Origin of the sequence: Variovorax sp. CF079 (assembly GCF_900101545.1) — a bacterium.
Classification (GTDB): Bacteria; Pseudomonadota; Gammaproteobacteria; order Burkholderiales; family Burkholderiaceae_C; genus Variovorax.
Map to the genome: position 1 here is coordinate 82701 of NZ_FMZU01000024.1, position 17132 is coordinate 99832.

General features: G+C 66.4%; 14 protein-coding genes. 10 read left to right on the forward strand and 4 right to left on the reverse strand.

Translation table 11 applies throughout. From position 1 onward, the window contains the following. Positions 1–14: 14 nt before the first annotated feature. The 4 genes from BLS74_RS27705 to BLS74_RS27720 form a co-directional block, all read right to left on the reverse strand. Complete coding sequence (locus tag BLS74_RS27705; protein ID WP_093110347.1) at positions 15–1667, reverse strand: MFS transporter; 1653 nt, start codon at positions 1665–1667, stop codon at positions 15–17. After that, complete coding sequence (locus BLS74_RS27710) at positions 1664–2953, reverse strand: MFS transporter (RefSeq protein ID WP_093110348.1); 1290 nt, start codon at positions 2951–2953, stop codon at positions 1664–1666. Before BLS74_RS27710 ends, BLS74_RS27705 begins: the two co-directional genes overlap by 4 nt. Positions 2954–3117: 164 nt before the next feature. After that, complete coding sequence (locus BLS74_RS27715; RefSeq protein ID WP_093110349.1) at positions 3118–3801, reverse strand: response regulator; 684 nt, start codon at positions 3799–3801, stop codon at positions 3118–3120. A 6-nt stretch (positions 3802–3807) separates the two neighbouring features. After that, on the reverse strand, positions 3808–5721 hold the full coding sequence (locus BLS74_RS27720) for a type IV pili methyl-accepting chemotaxis transducer N-terminal domain-containing protein (RefSeq protein WP_093110389.1): 1914 nt from the start codon (positions 5719–5721) through the stop codon (positions 3808–3810). A gap of 372 nt (positions 5722–6093) precedes the next feature. Between BLS74_RS27720 and BLS74_RS27725 the strand changes: the two genes are divergently transcribed. From BLS74_RS27725 to BLS74_RS27770, 10 genes are all read left to right on the forward strand, one after another. Further along, positions 6094–6612: a universal stress protein gene (locus BLS74_RS27725; RefSeq protein ID WP_348272441.1), complete on the forward strand. Its 519-nt coding sequence runs from the start codon at positions 6094–6096 to the stop codon at positions 6610–6612. 446 nt (positions 6613–7058) lie between these two features. Further along, positions 7059–8477, forward strand: a complete 1419-nt coding sequence (gene hemN, locus BLS74_RS27730; protein ID WP_093110390.1) for an oxygen-independent coproporphyrinogen III oxidase — start codon at positions 7059–7061, stop codon at positions 8475–8477. Positions 8478–8773: 296 nt separating this feature from the next. After that, positions 8774–11179, forward strand: a complete 2406-nt coding sequence (locus BLS74_RS27735; protein WP_093110351.1) for an adenosylcobalamin-dependent ribonucleoside-diphosphate reductase — start codon at positions 8774–8776, stop codon at positions 11177–11179. 126 nt (positions 11180–11305) lie between these two features. Further along, positions 11306–11932, forward strand: a complete 627-nt coding sequence (locus tag BLS74_RS27740; protein WP_093110352.1) for a nitroreductase family protein — start codon at positions 11306–11308, stop codon at positions 11930–11932. After that, positions 11929–12480, forward strand: coding sequence for a hemerythrin domain-containing protein (locus tag BLS74_RS27745; RefSeq protein ID WP_244504030.1), 552 nt, complete (start codon positions 11929–11931; stop codon positions 12478–12480). Before BLS74_RS27740 ends, BLS74_RS27745 begins: the two co-directional genes overlap by 4 nt. Positions 12481–12651: 171 nt before the next feature. Continuing rightward, a complete protein-coding gene (locus tag BLS74_RS27750; protein WP_244504031.1) occupies positions 12652–13551 on the forward strand; it encodes an acyltransferase in 900 nt (299 codons plus the stop codon). A 12-nt stretch (positions 13552–13563) separates the two neighbouring features. Next, complete coding sequence (locus BLS74_RS27755; RefSeq protein ID WP_093110354.1) at positions 13564–14181, forward strand: PAQR family membrane homeostasis protein TrhA; 618 nt, start codon at positions 13564–13566, stop codon at positions 14179–14181. Positions 14182–14199: 18 nt separating this feature from the next. Continuing rightward, a complete protein-coding gene (locus BLS74_RS27760; RefSeq protein ID WP_280142668.1) occupies positions 14200–14373 on the forward strand; it encodes a putative zinc-binding protein in 174 nt (57 codons plus the stop codon). Positions 14374–14488: 115 nt separating this feature from the next. Beyond that, on the forward strand, positions 14489–14782 hold the full coding sequence (locus tag BLS74_RS27765) for a DUF2249 domain-containing protein (protein WP_093110355.1): 294 nt from the start codon (positions 14489–14491) through the stop codon (positions 14780–14782). 36 nt (positions 14783–14818) lie between these two features. Beyond that, complete coding sequence (locus BLS74_RS27770) at positions 14819–17131, forward strand: nitric-oxide reductase large subunit (protein WP_093110356.1); 2313 nt, start codon at positions 14819–14821, stop codon at positions 17129–17131. The last annotated feature ends 1 nt before the right edge of the window (position 17132 follow it).

The following is a 17132-nucleotide window of genomic DNA, read 5'->3' on the forward strand; positions in this document are numbered from 1 at the left end:
GAAAATTCGTGGGCTCAGGGGTTTCTCACGTACGCGTTGGCGCGCAGGTAGAACCACCAGTTGAGAATGAGGCACAGGGCGTAGAACGCCGCGAAGCCGTACATGGCAAGCTCGGGCGTGGCGGCCTTGATCTGGGCGCCGATCACTACCGGTGCGATGAAGGCCCCGTAGGCCGCCACGGCCGAGGTCCAGCCGAGCACGGGACCGGCTTGCTGTCGGTCGAAGATCACACCGATGGTGCGGAAGGTCGAGCCGTTGCCGATGCCGCTGGCGGTGAACAGCACCACGAACAGCACCATGAAGATCAGGAAGTACTGCTCGGGCGCGGCCGAGCGGTAGGCCAGCAGCATCACGTAGCCCACCGCCGTCGAGGCGAGCACCATCAAAGCCGAGATGATCTGGGTGACGATCGAGCCGCCGATCTTGTCCGAGATCCAACCGCCCAGCGGCCGCATTGCCGCGCCGACGAAGGGCCCGATCCAGGCATAGGTGAGGGCCGAAGGCGCATTCGGGTTCTTCAGCACGTGCTGCATCACGCCGGCCGCATCGGGCACATGACTGACACCGAAGATCACCGTGATGGCCAGCGGCAGCGCCATCGAGAACCCGATGAACGAGCCGAAGGTCACGATGTACAGCAGCGTCAACGCCCAGGTGTGCCGGTTGCGGAAGATATCGAACTGCTTGGCAATGTTCTCCTTCATCGGGCCGAAGGCGGTGAGCTTGAGCACCAGCAGCGTGCTGACGATGATCAGCGGCATCGCGACCCACATGTTCAGCACCCCGAGGCCGGTGGGCGGAGGCAGGTACAGGTACAGGCCGAGGCCGGCCGGAACGAACGACAGCGTGTAGAGCCAGATGATCTTCAGGAAGGCGACGATCGCGCCGCCCGTGTTCGGCGAGACGGTCTTCAGGTTGTTCATGCCGAACCAGCACAAGGCCGCCAGCGGCACCAGCGACAGCAGCCAGGCGAAGCCCGCGTTCTGGATCCAGGTGGGTGTGCCGGCCGCGATCTTGCCGAAGATCCAGCCGCTGTCCTTGACGAGCGTCATCGGCTCGCCACCCAGCGCGCCGAACAGTCCGAGCGTCATGACCAGCGGAATGACGATCTGCATGCTCGTCACGCCGAAGTTGCCCAGGCCGGCGTTCAGCCCCAATGCCGTGCCCTGCAGCCGCTTGGGAAAGAAGGTGCTGATGTTGGACATCGAGCTCGCGAAGTTGCCGCCGCCCACGCCCGACCACAGCGCCATCAGCTGGAAGGCCCACAGAGGCCAGTCCTTGTGCTGCAGCACGATGCCGGTGCCGATGGCCGGCGCCAGCAGCATGGCGGTGGTCAGGAAGATGGTGTTGCGGCCACCCGCGAGGCGAATCAGGAACGAGGCCGGAATGCGCATCGTCGCGCCGGCCAGCCCCGAGATCGCGGTGAGCGAGAACAGCTCGGCCTGGCTGAACGGAAAGCCCAGGTTCAGCATCTGGACCGTGATGATTCCCCACATGCCCCAGATCGCGAAGCCGCACAACAGGCTGGGCACGGAGATCCACAGGTTGCGGTAGGCGATGCGCCGGCCGGTGGACGCCCAGAAGGCCTCGTCCTCGGGGCGCCAGTCGGCGATGTCGGCGCCGCTCGTGGGCCGCACCGGAGCCTTGGTGTCGATGGTGGTGTTCATGCGGGTTCCTGCAAGGAAGGGGAAGCGCTGCGGCCGTCGAGGCTGAAGGCGTGCGCGTGCCGGCCCATGACCTCGGTGCCGCGCACCTCGGTCCAGTACATCCAGATCAGCGACACCCAGACCACGCCGTACATCAGCATGAAGGCGCTGGAGCGGATGCCGGTGAAGTCCACCAGCGCGCCGAACATGATCGGCAGCACGAAGCCGCCCAGCCCGCCGGCCAGGCCGACGATGCCGCTGATGGTTCCGATGTTCTCGGGGTAGTCGTCGGCGATGTACTTGAACACCGAGGCCTTGCCGAAGGCGAAGGCGATGCCGAGCAGGAACATCAGGGCGGTGAAGGCGTAGACGTTCAGGCCCAGATGAAAGGTCTTCGGGCCGGTGATGGTGACGATGGTGAAGTCGGTCTGCGGGTAGCTCAGCAGGAACAGGCAGATCCAGCTGACCCACATGACCCACCAGGTGACCGAATGCGCGCCGTACTTGTCGCTCAGCCAGCCGCCCACCGCGCGCAGCACGCCGCCCGGCAGCGAGAAGCACGCGGCCAGCAGCGCCGCGGCGCGGATGTCGAGGCCGAACTCGCCAATGTAGTACTGCACCATCCACAGGCTCAGCGCCACGTAGCCGCCGAACACGATGCTGTAGTACTGGCAGTACTTGATGACCTTCGGGTCCTGCAGCGCGCGCAGCTGGTCCGAAAAGCGGGTGTGGCTCGGCACGCGGTGCGCCGGGTCGCTCGCGCTGAAGATCCAGAACAGCAGCAAGGTACCGAGCATGACCGCGGCATAGACCTGCGGCACCATGGCCCAGCCGAAGGCGACGACCAGCGCCGGCGCGATGAACTTGTTGACCGCCGCGCCCGAGTTGCCGGCGCCGTAGACGCCCATCGCGAAGCCCTGGCGGTTGTTCGGGAACCAACGCGCCACATACGGCGTGCCCACCGAGAACGAGCCGCCGGCCAGGCCGACGAACAGGCCGATGACCAGGAAGTGCCAGTACGCCGTGGCGTAGCTCATCAGCCAGATGGCGGGCACGGTGAGCGCCATCAGCAGCGCCATCACGATGCGCCCGCCGTACTTGTCGGTCCAGATGCCCAGGGGCACGCGGATCAGGGAACCGGTGAGCACCGGCGTGGCGGTCAGCAGGCCGAACTCGGTGGCGTTGAGACCCAGCGTCTTCTTGATCGGGATGCCGATCACGCCGAACATCATCCACACCATGAAGCACACCGTGAATGCCAGCGTGCTGACCATCAGCACCGCCAGTGCCTGGCTCTTCTTGCTCATGACGAAGTCCGCTCGTTGCTCATGAACCGACTTTAGGAAATGCGGGCAGCTTGCGGCATCCTTCGGTGGGAGGGCCGCGGGGCGGCACAAGAACGATGCGGCCGCTCGCCGGCATCCTCATGAAGAACTAGCGCTGTGGGAAAACGGCGCGCGCTTGCGCTGGATCAAGCCAGGCCGTGCTCGACTGCGATAACGGCAGCCTGCACGCGCGAGCTCACGTCGAGCTTGCGCAGGATGTGCTGCACATGGATCTTCACCGTGGTTTCGGCGATGCCCAGCGAGCGCGCGATCTCCTTGTTGCCCTGGCCGTTCGCGATACCGCGCAGGATGTCCTGCTCGCGCGGCGACAGCGCGTGCAGCGGCGACGCCGGCGCCGCGGGCTCCACAACCTGGGCAGGCTGCGGCGCGGCGGCATCACAGTAGGCCGCCACCAGCTTGCCGGTCATCTCCTCGGCCACGATGCTCTCGCCGCGCATCGCGCGACGGATCGCCGCGGCCAGCGCATCGCCCTCGATGGTCTTGAGCAGGTAGCCGCTCGCGCCGGCACGCAGCGCGCCCGCGAGGTCGCGTTCGTCTTCGCTCACCGTCAGCATCAGCACCCGTGCTGCGGGCACGGCCTCGCGCAGTGCCGGCAGGGCATCGACGCCCGTGACGCCCGGCAGGTGGTTGTCCAGCAGGATCACGTCGGGCTTCAACTCCTGGGCGCGGCGCTGCGCCTCGCCCGCATCGCCGGCGTCGCCGACGACCTCGAACTGCGGATCGCGATGCAGCAGTGCCGTCAGGCCACGCCGGAACAAGGTATGGTCGTCGACAACCAGGATGCGGATCTTCGGGGGCAGCTCGGTCATGGGGATTCAGGCGACTTGGCGTTGCAGTGGCGCCGCCGCGCCGCCGGTGCGGGACATCATTGGCAGGGTCAGGACGACCGAGGTGCCGCGGCCGGGCGAGGACATCACGTCGAGCTGCGCACCCAGGCGTTCGGCGCGCTCCGCCATGATGCGCAGGCCCACGTGGGTCTCGTCAGGCGCGCCGTGGCCGTCGGGAAACCCGAGGCCATCGTCGCGCACCTCGAGCCGCCACTGCGGCGCCTGCTGCACGTCCAGCCACACCTGGCTGGCACGGGCGTGCTTGCGAACATTCGACAGCGCCTCCTGCACGATATGCAGCACCTGGATCTGAGTGTCCGGGAGCAAGGGCATGCCCTGGCCGAGCATCTGCAGGCTTGCCTTCAGGCCGCTCTGGTGCTCGAACTTTCGCAGCGTCGTGAGAAGTGCGGGTTCGATGTCTTCGCTGTTGGCCCGGGTGCGGAAGTGCATCAGCAGCTCCCGCACGTCGCCGTAGCTCTCACGCACGCCGACGTCGATCTCGCCCAATACGTGTTGGACCTTCAGGGGATCGCCGGCGGCGATCGCGTCGCGCATGAGCTGGACCTGGATCTTCAGGAACGCGAGCGACTGGGCAATCGAGTCGTGCAGCTCGCGCGCGAGGAAGCCGCGCTCCTGCGAGATGGCGGCCTCCAGCCCGAGCGAGTTGAGGCGCAGGTTTTCCATCGCGCCCGCGAGGTGGACCGTGAGCGATTCGAGCAGGGAGCGCTCGGCTTCGGAGATCGTGATCTGGGCGTGGAAGAAGAGGTCCACCTCACCCATCAGCCGCTCATGCAGCCGGATCGGTATGGACACCACGGTCTCGAAGCCGGCCTGGGCGCAATGTCGCATCCGGAGGGGCTGCATGGTACGAATCGGAATGACACGCGCGCCCGGCGATGCCAGCGGCGAGCCGCAATGGCAATCGCCAGCCGCCAGGCAGTGCTCGGCATCGGTCATCGCCTGCGGCAAGCCCTGCGAGGCGAGCATCAGGTACCGACGGTTCGCCTCGTCCGACCAGCGCAAGGCGACGCCGTCGGCATGTGCGATCTGCGCGATGCTCTGCGTGAACCCCTGCGCCAGTTTGTCGAGTGTCGAGGCCTTGGCGACCAGCGTCGTCACCTCATAGAGGCATTCCAGCCGGCCGCGCTCTTTCTCCAACTGCGCCGTCTTCTCCTGGACCCGGCCTTCCAGATTCCGGTACATGGCCTGCAGCTGCTCGGCCATGTTGTTGAATCCCTCCGCCAGGGTGCCGAACTCGTCCGTGCTGGTGCGCTCGACGCGGGCGCCGAGTTCGCCATCCTGGAGGCGGTGAATCGCTCGCTTGAGCAATCCCAGCGGCTCCAGGACGAAGCGGTAACCGGTATGGACCAGCACCGCCGCGCCGATGAGCGCCACGCCCATCATCGCGACCTGCAGCAAATGCATCAGCGCAGTCCATCGCGACAAATGGGCCTCGATGCCGGCGACGAATGCATCGATGCTCGACGTGAACGCAACGGCGTCGTCGCCGAGGCGGGTCGCGACGCCCGGCGCCATCGAATCGTTCAGGCGCCGGCGAAAGGCGGCCCAGTCGCGTTCGACCACAGCGAAGCGTTGGCGCACGGTGTCGTCCCAGGGTACGAACAACGGCCGTTCGGTGTCGCCGCGGCGCAGTCCCTGGAGGCTGCGCTCGAACTCTGCCACCTGCTGTGACAGCGCCCGCACATCGCCCGCGCCAGCCGACAGCACCATCCGATAGGTTTGCATGCGCATGCGCCCAGCTTCGTTGACCGCAGCGGCACCCCCCTCGATCTGCCATGACATGTAGACCAAGGTCGCGATGGCGCCAAGGGCTGCCAACAGGAACGGCATGGCGACCAGCGCCAGCTTGGCGCCCAGCGTCCATTGCCGAGATCTGTTCATCGAGCGCATGTCAGCGTTGCGGCAGCGGCCGCACAAGTGGAGCGCGTTCGATGCAGCAGATCCGGCCGGCCGACGAGTCGACGCGCGTAGGCGTTTGAGACAGCAAGGCCCAAGTGGGACATGCTGCACATCGCATGCGCCCCACTGCTGACGCACCGATCCCGGCCTTGTTGCTGGGATCCATAGGCCCAGGCAGGCTCACGAGTTCGGTCAGTCATCGGGATCGGCTCCTCGTTCGGATACAGCTGCATTCCTATGTTGCGCGCGCGCTCGACGCGCGCTCACCATTCCTCTCAGTCGTCGCCTTCTCTGGTGCGTCGGCAGGTCCATGTGCTCGTTCGCTTGCCGCATTCTGCGTTTGAAACCGGGTGCATGCTTGATCTGGATCAAGCTCCAAAGCCCCCGCGGGGCTACGCTGCAGAAACTCAACCTCCGAGGAGACAGTTCATGTTCAAGCGCATTCTTGTTGCCACTGACGGCTCCGTGCTGGCGGAAAAGGCCGTCTCGAAAGCCATCGACCTGGCTGCGGAGCACAAGGCCGAGCTCAGGGCCGTGACCGTGGTACGACGGCAAGCCAAGAGCTACATGGACGGCACCATCGAATTCGAAGCCGAGGAGATCGACCGCATCGGGTGCCGGCGCGCTCAGCAGGCCAAGACCATGCTCGAGGCGCTCGAGAAGCGCGCCGAGGCATGCGGCGTACGGGTCAGTACGGCGTCTGTCAAATCGAATCGAGTGGCCGATTCAATCATTGGTGCCGCCAGCAAGCACGGCAGCGATCTCATCGTGATGGCCTCGCACGGACGAAAAGGGCTGGCACGCGCTTTCCTGGGCAGCGAAACCGCGCATGTGCTTGCGAACTCCGACGTGCCCGTGCTGGTGCTGCGCTGACCTTGGCCCGCGCGCTTTCCTGATAAGCGCAAAGGCGCGCTGCGCGCTGATTCATTTGCTGCCGGGCCCGGCTCGAACCCCATGTGGATGCCCTTGCGAACGAGCGCTGAAGCTGAGGTCTCCGGGGCCGTATTGATCTGGACCACCTGCTGCTCGTAGGCAGCACGCAGCGCGGGCGCTTCAGCGTGCAAGCTCCGCGCACAACGCAACGTCGCCCCTGACGGTCGCAGCAGTCATGGCCTCGACGGCGCATCCGACCGCTCTCCTGCCAGCGTCTGGCCGCGGACCGAGTCGCTCGGCGTCATCGTCGTCATCGGCGCTCGTCCAGATCGTTGTTCAGATGCCTCCTGCCGAGCGGTCCGGCTGTTTATGTTGACAAGCATCAACCAACGACCGGCGCGACGAAGGCACAGTGAAGACCTGCCTTTCCTTGGTTGAACGCAATGATGTCCACTGTCCTGGCTCCGCCCCACGAAACCTCACCGTCTTCGGTCTCGGCCGACGTGCTGGCCCGCTTCGATGTGGCCGGGCCTCGCTACACGTCCTATCCGACGGCGGACCGCTTTGTCGAGGCCTTCGGCCCTGACGACTACGGTGCCGCGGCGCGGCAGCGAAGGCTGGGCATCAGCGCAGTCATGACCCCCATTTCCCTCTACGTCCACATTCCGTTCTGTGCATCGCTGTGCTACTACTGCGCGTGCAACAAGATCATCACGCGGCATGCCTCCCGTGCGCGTGAGTACCTGGGATACCTGGAGAAGGAGATCGCCCTGCACGCGGCGCAATTGGGCGCACGGACGCCGGTGAGCCAGCTTCACCTTGGCGGCGGGACGCCGACCTTCCTGAGCGATGACGGGCTGAGCGACCTGATGCGGATGCTGCGCGACGCTTTTTCATTCGCGCCGGGCGCCGAATGTTCCATCGAGATCGATCCACGCACGGTCGACGCCGACCGTCTTGCCCACCTGGCCCGGCTGGGCTTCAATCGGCTGAGCTTCGGCGTCCAGGACTTCGACCCCGACGTCCAGCAAGCGGTACATCGCATCCAGCCGGCACAACAAGTATTCGATCTGGTCGCCTCGGCGCGCGAGCTGAAATTCCAGTCCATCAACGTCGACTTGATCTATGGACTGCCGCGTCAAAGCGCCGCCTCGTTCGACCGCACGTTGGCGCAGATCTGCGAGCTGCGTCCGGACCGTATCGCCCTCTATGCCTACGCGCACTTGCCCGAGAGGTTCAAGCCGCAGCGCCGGATCGCCGCCGACGAATTGCCCTACGCGGCCACGAAGATCGAGATGCTGTCGCGCTCCATCGCCGCCCTCACCGCCGCTGGCTATGTCTACATCGGCATGGACCACTTCGCGCTGCCGGACGACAGCCTGGCTGTCGCCAAACGCCAAGGTCGGCTGCACCGCAATTTCCAGGGCTACAGCACGCAGCCGGACTGCGACCTTGTCGCGCTTGGCGTATCGGCGATCGGAAGGGTTGGCGGCACCTACAGCCAGAACGCAAAGACCCTGGAGGACTACTACGACCATCTCAACCAGGGACGGCTGCCGGTGGTGCGCGGGCTCGCGCTGTCGCGCGACGACGTGCTGCGTCGCGCGGTGATCATGGCCATCATGTGCCAGGGCCATGTCGACTTCGAGTCGATCGACATCGCCCACCTGATCACCTTTCGTGACTACTTCGCGTCCGAACTGGCCGCTCTCGGCCAGCTGGAGGCGGACGGCCTCGTTTGCCTCACGGACCGCGATCTCACGGTCACCGACAAGGGCTGGTTCTTCGTACGGGCCGTGGCGATGGTCTTTGACCGCTATCTGCAAACGGATCGCAAGCGCGCTCGCTTCTCCCGAATCATCTAGCCACTGCGTCGCACCCCGCCCTGCCAAATGCACCTCGCCTGCAGCTCGCCGATCGTCGACGGCCCACCGGCTCTTGCCGGACGTGGGTTACGGGCGGCTCGAGCGTCTGATCGCCGAGCTCAAGCACCCTTCAGGAGACCCATCGTGCACCAGCACACAGTCATATCCAGCCCAACCCGTTCGCAGCGGCCCGGCGCGCGCGGCGATGCCCGCTCAAGCGCTCGCGAAGAGCACCGCTTGTTCGACCCGGGCGCCGGCTCGTGCCGTTCGGGCGCCGCGACCAAGAAGACCGTCGTATGAAGCGCGACGACCTTGGTTTGGGCTCGTTGCTGCCGGTGCAGCCCATCAGCCGCGACGTGCTGCTGGAAAAGTACCTCAAGCCCGGCGAGCAGGAGGCCGAGGACCTGTTTGCGCGCGTCGCGCGCGCGCTGGCGTCGGTGGAGGCCGAAGGGGAACGCGCCCAGTGGCAGGCGCGCTTCCTCGCCAACCTTCGCGCAGGGGCCATCGGGGCCGGGCGCATCATGAGTGCCGCCGGCACCGAACTCGATGCCACGCTGATCAATTGTTTCGTGCAACCGGTAGGTGACTGCATTCAAGGCCAGGATGAAGCCGGCTACGCCGGCATCTACGAGGCATTGCGCGAGGCCGCTGAGACCATGCGCCGTGGCGGCGGCGTCGGCTATGACTTTTCCCGTATCCGACCGCGCGGCGCCCAGGTGCGCGCCACCGCTTCGCTGGCCTCGGGCCCGTGCAGCTACATCGACGTGTTCGACCGGTCCTGCGCGACCGTCGAGAGCGCAGGGGCGCGCCGCGGCGCGCAGATGGGCGTGCTGCGCATCGACCACCCCGACGTGCAGGAGTTCATCACCGCCAAGCGGACGCCGGGGCGCTGGAACAACTTCAACGTGTCCGTCGCGGTCAGCGACCAGTTCATGCGCGCGCTGGCGGCCGACGAGGAATGGGCGCTCGTGCACAGCGCCAAGCCGGGGTCGGAACTGATCGCGCGAGGCGCCACGCAGGCCCTGGACGGCCACTGGATCTACCGGCGCCTGCCGGCGCGAGACCTCTGGGACACGATCATGCGTTCGGCCTACGACTTCGCCGAGCCGGGGATCCTGTTCACGGACGCCATCAACAACGACAACAACCTGCGCTACTGCGAGCACATCGAGGCGACCAATCCCTGCGGCGAGCAGCCGTTGCCGCCTTACGGCTGCTGCGACCTCGGGCCGATCATCCTGCCGCGCTTCGTCGACCACCCGTTCGGGATCGGCGGGGCGGCGCAGTTCGATTTCCAGCGCTTCAACGAAGCCGTCGCACTGCAGGTTCGGGCGCTCGACAACGTGCTGGACCTCACTTTCTGGCCGCTGCCGCAGCAGCGCGCCGAAGCCATGGCCAAGCGCCGCATCGGCGTGGGCTTCACGGGGCTGGGCGACACGTTGGCCATGCTGTGCCAGCGCTATGACCAGCCCGAGGGCCGGGCCATGGCCATGCGCATTGCACGCAGCCTGCGCGACGCCGCCTACGCCGCGTCGGTGGCGCTGGCGCGCGAGAAGGGTCCGTTCCCACGCTTCGATGCGCAGCGCTACCTCGCGCGCGGCACCTTCGCCAGCCGCCTGGACCAGGCATTGCAGGAGCAGATCCGCATGCATGGCATCCGCAACAGCCATCTGGTGTCGATCGCACCCACCGGCACCGTGAGCCTGGCGTTCGCCGACAACGCCTCGAACGGCATCGAGCCGGCGTTCTCCTGGACCTATCGGCGCAAGAAGCGCGAAGCCGACGGCAGCATCTCCGAGTACGAGGTTGAAGATCACGCCTGGCGCCTGTACCGTTCCCTGGGTGGGGACACCGACGCGCTACCCACCTACTTCGTCTCGGCACTGTCGATGCCCGCGGCCGGCCACCTGGCGATGATGGAGGCGGTGCAGCCCTTCGTCGACACTGCCATCTCGAAGACGGTCAACGTGGCCGCCGACTACCCCTATGAGGACTTCAAGGGACTCTACCTGCACGCCTGGACCGCCAACCTGAAGGGACTGGCCACCTACCGGCCCAACAGCATCCTGGGGTCGGTGCTGGAGGTCGCGCCGACGGCGCAAGAGGGCGCGCCCTCGCGCGCTGACAACGCCGCGGCCGACCCGATGCGCGCGATGATCGAGAGCCGTCCGACGGGTGCCTTGAATGCCAGCGCCGAGAAGATCGATTACTGGACGCAGCAGGGCCGGCAGACGCTCTATCTGGTGGTGTCCTTCCTGCCCCTGGCCGACGGGCGGGAACGGGCCATCGAGTTCTTCATGCCCGTGGGCCAGAGCGGCGAATCGCAGCAGTGGATCACCGCGAGCATGCGGCTGCTGTCGCTGGCCGCACGCGGGGGCTTCCTCGAACGCGCGCTCGCCGACATGCGCAAGGTGGCATGGGACCGCGGTCCCGTGCGTCTGGGCCATCATGTGAAGGCCGATGGCAGCCAGGTGCCCATGTGGCACGACTCCGAAGTCGGCGCCATTGCGTACGCGATTCAGCAACTGATCGGGAAGCGAAGCGGCTCGGCGCCAACGGCGCCGGACGTTTCGACGCCGACGGCTGCTGCACCCTCCCCCTTGATAGGCGCCAAGTGCCCGGAATGCGGCGCCCACGCCATGATCCGAAAGGACGGCTGCGACTACTGCACGCAGTGCGGGCACCTCGGAAGTTGCGGATGAACGCGGCCCGGGCGGCCGCGACGCTGCTGCGTGTTTCCGCCACCTTGACCTTCCGGCTCGGCCGGACCATGCTGACGCTCGTTGCCCTCTTGCGAGCCGCTCTCATGCTCATCCGGGGAATTCGACATGCCTCCTGATACGGACGCCCGCGCTGCGACGGCCGTCCTGGCTGATCCGCCTGTCACTGAACGGCAACTGGCAGCACTCCTGCACACGCGCCGCACGGTACTGCCCAAGCGGCTCGGCACGCCCGGACCTGAGCGGTCCGAACTCGAGCAGATCCTCGGCGCCGCGGCCGCGGCGCCGGATCACGGCGGCCTGGTCCCGTGGCGCTTTGTCATCGTGCCGCCGCCGCAACGCGGGCGCCTCGCTGATGTATTCGCGCAGGCCCTGCAGCAAGCCACGCCTGACGAACGGGGCAAGGCGCGCGAGAAGGCCTTTCGCGCTCCGGTCCTGATGCTGGCGATCGTGCGGCTGGGCCCCGACAACGAGGAGATTCCGGCCGCCGAGAGGATCGTGTCGGCCGGATGCGCCATCCAGAACATGCTTCTGACCGCGACAGTCCTGGGCTACGGTTCGGCACTGACCTCCGGCAAGGCGCTGCAATCCACCGGACTGCGCGCGCTGTTCGCTCTGGACCCACAAGAGGAACCGCTCTGCTTCATCAGCGTGGGCACCGTGCTGGCCCACGCGGCCGGTCCGGCGCGGCCGGACCTCGGGCGCTATGTCTCCGAACTGGTCCCCACGCCATGAACCGCTCTTCGCGCCTGGCCTCTCTCATCGCATCGCCAGCGGCCGGATTCGAACAACCCTTCGAGATGATGGAAGCCTGCCATGAGCGCCTGCAGCGCACCCTCGGCCTGCTCGAGCGGCTGCGCGCCCATGTCGCGCGTCACGGCGCCGATCAACAGGCGCGGCAGGCCGCCCGCGACGTCATGCGCTACTTCGATATGGCCGCGCCGCAGCACCATCTCGACGAGGAGATGCATGTGTTCCCGACCCTGGTCGTGCGCGGCGATCCTTCCATGCTCGCGCTGGTCGCTCGCCTGCAGCAGGACCATCTTCAGATGGAGGCGCGCTGGCGCACGGTGCGCGCGATCCTCGAACGGCTCGAGCGCGCAGAGATCCAAGCAATCTCGGCGGCCAGTGCAGCGGAGATCGATGCATTCACGCGCCTGTATGGAGCTCACATCGAAGCCGAAGAGCAGCTCGCCTATCCGGCTGCGGCCGCGCTGCTCGACGATGGCGCGCGCGACGCGATGGGCGCGGAGATGCGGCGTCGCCGCGGTGCGGCCTCCTAACGGCACCGACCGTGGGCTCGATCGCCCTGCTGCGCGAGGCGCCCAATCGATGACCGGCAAGCCATCGAAGGTTGAGCGGGATCAACAAGTCAAAGGTGCAGCCCACGCAGAATGACTCAAGGTCTGCGCAAACGCAGGCGCCGCCCTGCTCCTCCTTCTGCACGCCATTCCTTGTCTGCCCTCCAACTGATGCTCGCCCTGCTGCGCGGTGCCCTCAGCGCTGCACTGCTCGGCTTGAACACGCTGGTCGCTTTCACTCTGATGATGCCACCGGCGCTGGTCAAATTTCTCGTGCCCGCCGACAGCGTGCGCACCGGCTGTGACCGGATCCTGAACACCCTGGCCGCCGGATGGGTGGCCGTCAACAACGCATGGATCGCGCCCGCGTGCCCGGCGCCATGGCAGATCCGCGGCGTCGAGGGTCTGAGTCGCCGCGGCTGGTATCTGGTGTCGAGCAATCACCAGAGCTGGGTCGACATCCTGGTGCTGCAGCGTGCCTTCCATGGACGCATCCCGTTTCTCAAATTCTTTCTGAAGCGCGAGCTCATCTGGGTGCCGGTGATCGGGCTGGCCTGGTGGGCGCTCGACTTTCCGTTCATGAAACGCGGCCGAGGCCGGAATGCGCATCGAGGGGATCTGGCAGCGACCCGACGATCCTGCGAGAAGTTCAAGCGCGTTCCGACGGCAGTCATCAATTTCGCCGAGGGCACCCGCTTCACGGCGGCCAAGCATGCCGCGCAGAACAGCAGCTACCGCCATCTGCTCGAACCCAGGACGGGTGGCCTCGGCGTGGCGCTGGCCACGATGGGCGAGCGCTTCGAGGCCATGCTCGACGTGACCATCGTCTACCCCGAGAGGACGCCGAGCTTCTGGGCGCTGCTGTGCGGCAAGGTGAAGGCCGTCACCGTCGACGTCCGTCAATGTGCCATTCCGCCCAGACTGTTGGGCGGGGATTCATCGGGCGACCGGGCGCACCGCCAGCGGATTCGCGAATGGGTCGAGGCCCAATGGGCAGAGAAGGACCGCCTGATCCAGCGCTTGCTGGGCGAGCGCCGCAGCGCTCGCGAATAAGCATTGCAAGGCATGTACCGCGGCGAACGTTTCAACAGCATCAGCCATCTCGCCGGCGCCGGGTTCGCATCGGCGGGCACGGCCTGGTTGATCACGCAGGCCAGTCGCGCGGGCGACCCTTGGAAGATCACCGGCTTCAGCATCTACGGCGCGATGCTGGTCGCGCTCTACCTGTTCTCGACGCTGTACCACAGCTTCAAGGGACGCGCGAAAGATGTCCTGCGCAAATTCGATCACTGCACCATCTACCTGCTGATCGCCGGCAGCTACTCGCCGTTCGCGCTGGTGTCGCTGCGTGGCGCATGGGGCTGGTCGCTGCTGGGTGTCGTGTGGGGGCTGGCGCTGGCCGGCATCGTCCAGGAAATCTGGCTCGTCCGAGGCGCGCGCGCCGTGTCGCTGGCAATCTACATGCTCATGGGGTGGCTCGCGTTGGTAGCGGCGTGGCCACTCTGGCGGGCGCTCACGCCGGCGGGCTTCGGCTGGCTGCTGGCCGGCGGCGCCTGCTACACGGTCGGCCTGCTTTTCTACGCCACCGACCATAAGGTCCGTCACGGCCACGGGCTGTGGCATCTGTTCGTGCTGGCCGGAAGCGGCTGTCACTTCTACACGGTGTTGCGTTACGTGGCCTGACCATGATGGATAGGTCGCTTGAACGATCCCGCCGCAAGCCCCTTGGTCTGGTCGTGCTCCGGCTGCTCCAGCGCCGCGCAGCTGGCGAGCCACGCCGCACTGCAACTGGACCGTCGAGACATCGGCGAGATGTCCTGCATCTGCGCTCAAGCCGGTGACGCAGCGCAGCGCTCCGATGGCGCTCGCAGGTGACCTCGATTTCGATGCGGACCTTGATGCAGATCAACATCTCACGGCAGGCTCTTTCCTAGCATAGATGCATCTTGAATACACCTTCTAGCCCCTTCGCTATCCACAAGGAATCCCCGTGAAATCTGCAGCCTTCTCCTCCACCGTCGATGTCCGAGTTCTGGAACCACGCTTTCGTCATTCGCACATCTTTTCGACCTTCGCCGCCCTCGACGACGGCCACGCCATCGAACTCGTGAACGACCACGATCCCAGGCCGCTTTGCGCGCAGTTGCAGGCGCAGTGGCCCAACCGCTTCGCATGGAACTACCTCGAGGAAGGTCCCTCGGTGTGGCGCGTTGCCATCACCAAGATCCCGGCCTTCACCGCCAATGCGAGCGGGGGCTGCTGCGGTGGATGCGGCGGCGCCTGAACGCCGGGCCCCTCTTCGATGACCCAAGGAAATGTCATGAGAAACAACAACAGGCTGTGGCGCTGGCTCGCGTTCATCTTCGTACTTTCGTTCGGTGCACTCGGCTACCTGGGCGTGCAGATCTACCTGACGGCCCCACCGATTCCCGCATCCGTCACCGCCTCCAACGGCGAGGTGATCTTCACCGGCGAGCAGGTCCAGCGGGGCCAACAGGTCTGGCTGTCGGCCGGCGGACAGCAGCTGGGCTCCGTGTGGGGCCATGGCGGCTACGTCGCACCCGACTGGTCCGCGGACTGGCTGCACCGTGAGGCCGTTGCGCTCAAGAATCGCCACGCACAGGCCTACCGCAAGGAGCCCTCCGCGCTGAGCGCATCGGAACGCGGTGCGCTCGACGCCACGGTGATCGACGAGATGCGGCGCAACACCTACGACAGCACGAGTGGTGTGGTCAGTGTTTCGTTGGAACGCGCGCAGGCGATCCGAGAAACGGCCGCGCACTATGAGGCCCTGTTTGGCCACGACGGCTCGGTCGCCACGCTGCGCGAGCAATATGCCATGACGCTGGACACGCTGCCCGATCGCGCCGACCGCCAGGCACTGACCGCCTTCTTCTTCTGGACAGCGTGGGCTGCGGCCACCGACCGACCCGGTGAGACGGGACTGAGCTACACCAGCAACTGGCCGCACGAGCCGCTGGTCGGTAACACCATGACCAGTTCCGCGGCCGTCTGGTCGATGGTCAGCATCGTCCTGCTGCTGGCAGCCATCGCCGCCATGCTGTGGCTGCACGGCAGCCAGAGGCACGAAGCCGAGGCGCAGCCGCCCAAGGCGGACCCGCTGCTCGGTGCCACCGCGACGCCCTCCATGAAGGCCACGCGCAAGTACTTCTTCGCGGTGATCGGGCTGATGCTGCTGCAGATCGCGATGGGGGTCATCACGGCCCACTATGCGGTCGAAGGGCAGTCGTTCTTCGGGCTTCCGCTGGCCGAGCTGCTTCCCTACGTGGTCAGCCGTACGGTGCACACGCAGATCGGCATCTTCTGGATCGCGACCGCGTGGCTGGCCACCGGCCTGTACATCGCCCCGCTGCTGTCCGGCCGCGAGCCCAAGCTGCAGAAGCTCGGCGTGGATGTGCTCTTCTGGGCCCTGATCGCCATCGTCGTCGGCTCCACGCTGACCGGCTGGCTCGGCACCTTGCAGCACCGTGGCGTTGACTTCAGCTTCTGGCTGGGCAACCAGGGCCTGGAATACACGAGCATGGGCCGCGTCTGGCAAGTGCTGCTGTTCGTCGGCCTGCTCTTCTGGGTCTTCCTGCTGGGTCGCGCGCTGTGGCCGGCATTGACCAAGCCCTCGGCATCGCGAGGCCTCATCGCGATGGTGTTCCTGTCGGCGACCTGCATCGGCGGCTTCTATTCCACCTCGCTGGTTTGGGGACAGCACACCCACTACTCGATGATCGAGTACTGGCGCTGGTGGCTGGTGCACCTGTGGGTGGAAGGCTTCTTCGAGGTGTTCGCCACCGCCGTCGTCGCGCTCATCTTCACGCGTCTGGGCCTGGTGCGCACCGAAAGCGCCAACCGAGCGATCATCGCCGAAACCATCGTGTTCCTGTTCGGCGGCATCCTCGGAACGCTACACCACCTCTACTTCACCGGCACGCCGACGTCGGTGATCGCCGTGGGCGCCGTGTTCTCCGCGCTCGAGGTCGTGCCGCTGACCCTGATCGGCCTCGAGGCACTGCAGACCTACCGGCGGTCGCAGGCCATGCCCTGGCTCGCCGCCTACAAGTGGACCATCATGTGCTTCGTGGCCGTCGGCTTCTGGAACACCATCGGTGCCGGCGTGCTCGGCTTCGCGATCAACCCGCCCGCCTCGCTCTACTACGTGCAGGGGCTCAACATGACCGCCGCCCACGGCCACGCCGCGCTCTTCGGCGTCTACGGGATGCTGGGCATCGGGCTGATGCTGTTCTGCCTGCGCGGTCTGTACGAGCGCGAGCTGCACGCCGACGGCTTGCTCAAGCCCGCGTTCTGGGGGCTCAACATCGGTCTTGCCATGATGGTGTTCCTGTCGCTGCTGCCCGCCGGCATCTACCAGGCCTGGGCCAGCGTCACGCAAGGCTTGTGGTACGCCCGCTCTGCCGAGATCGTGCATTCCCGCGTGATGGAGATCCTGGTCTGGATGCGTGTTCCGGGCGACATCGTCTTCGCCCTGGGCGCGGTGCTGCTCGCCGGGTACGCGCTGCGGCTGCTGCGCCGCCCAGCGTCGCAATCTGCGCCGCAAACATCGCTGCGCTTGAAGGGCCGCAAAGGTCTGGCCGTCCAGGCGGGCCACGTGGCCGAACGGTGAG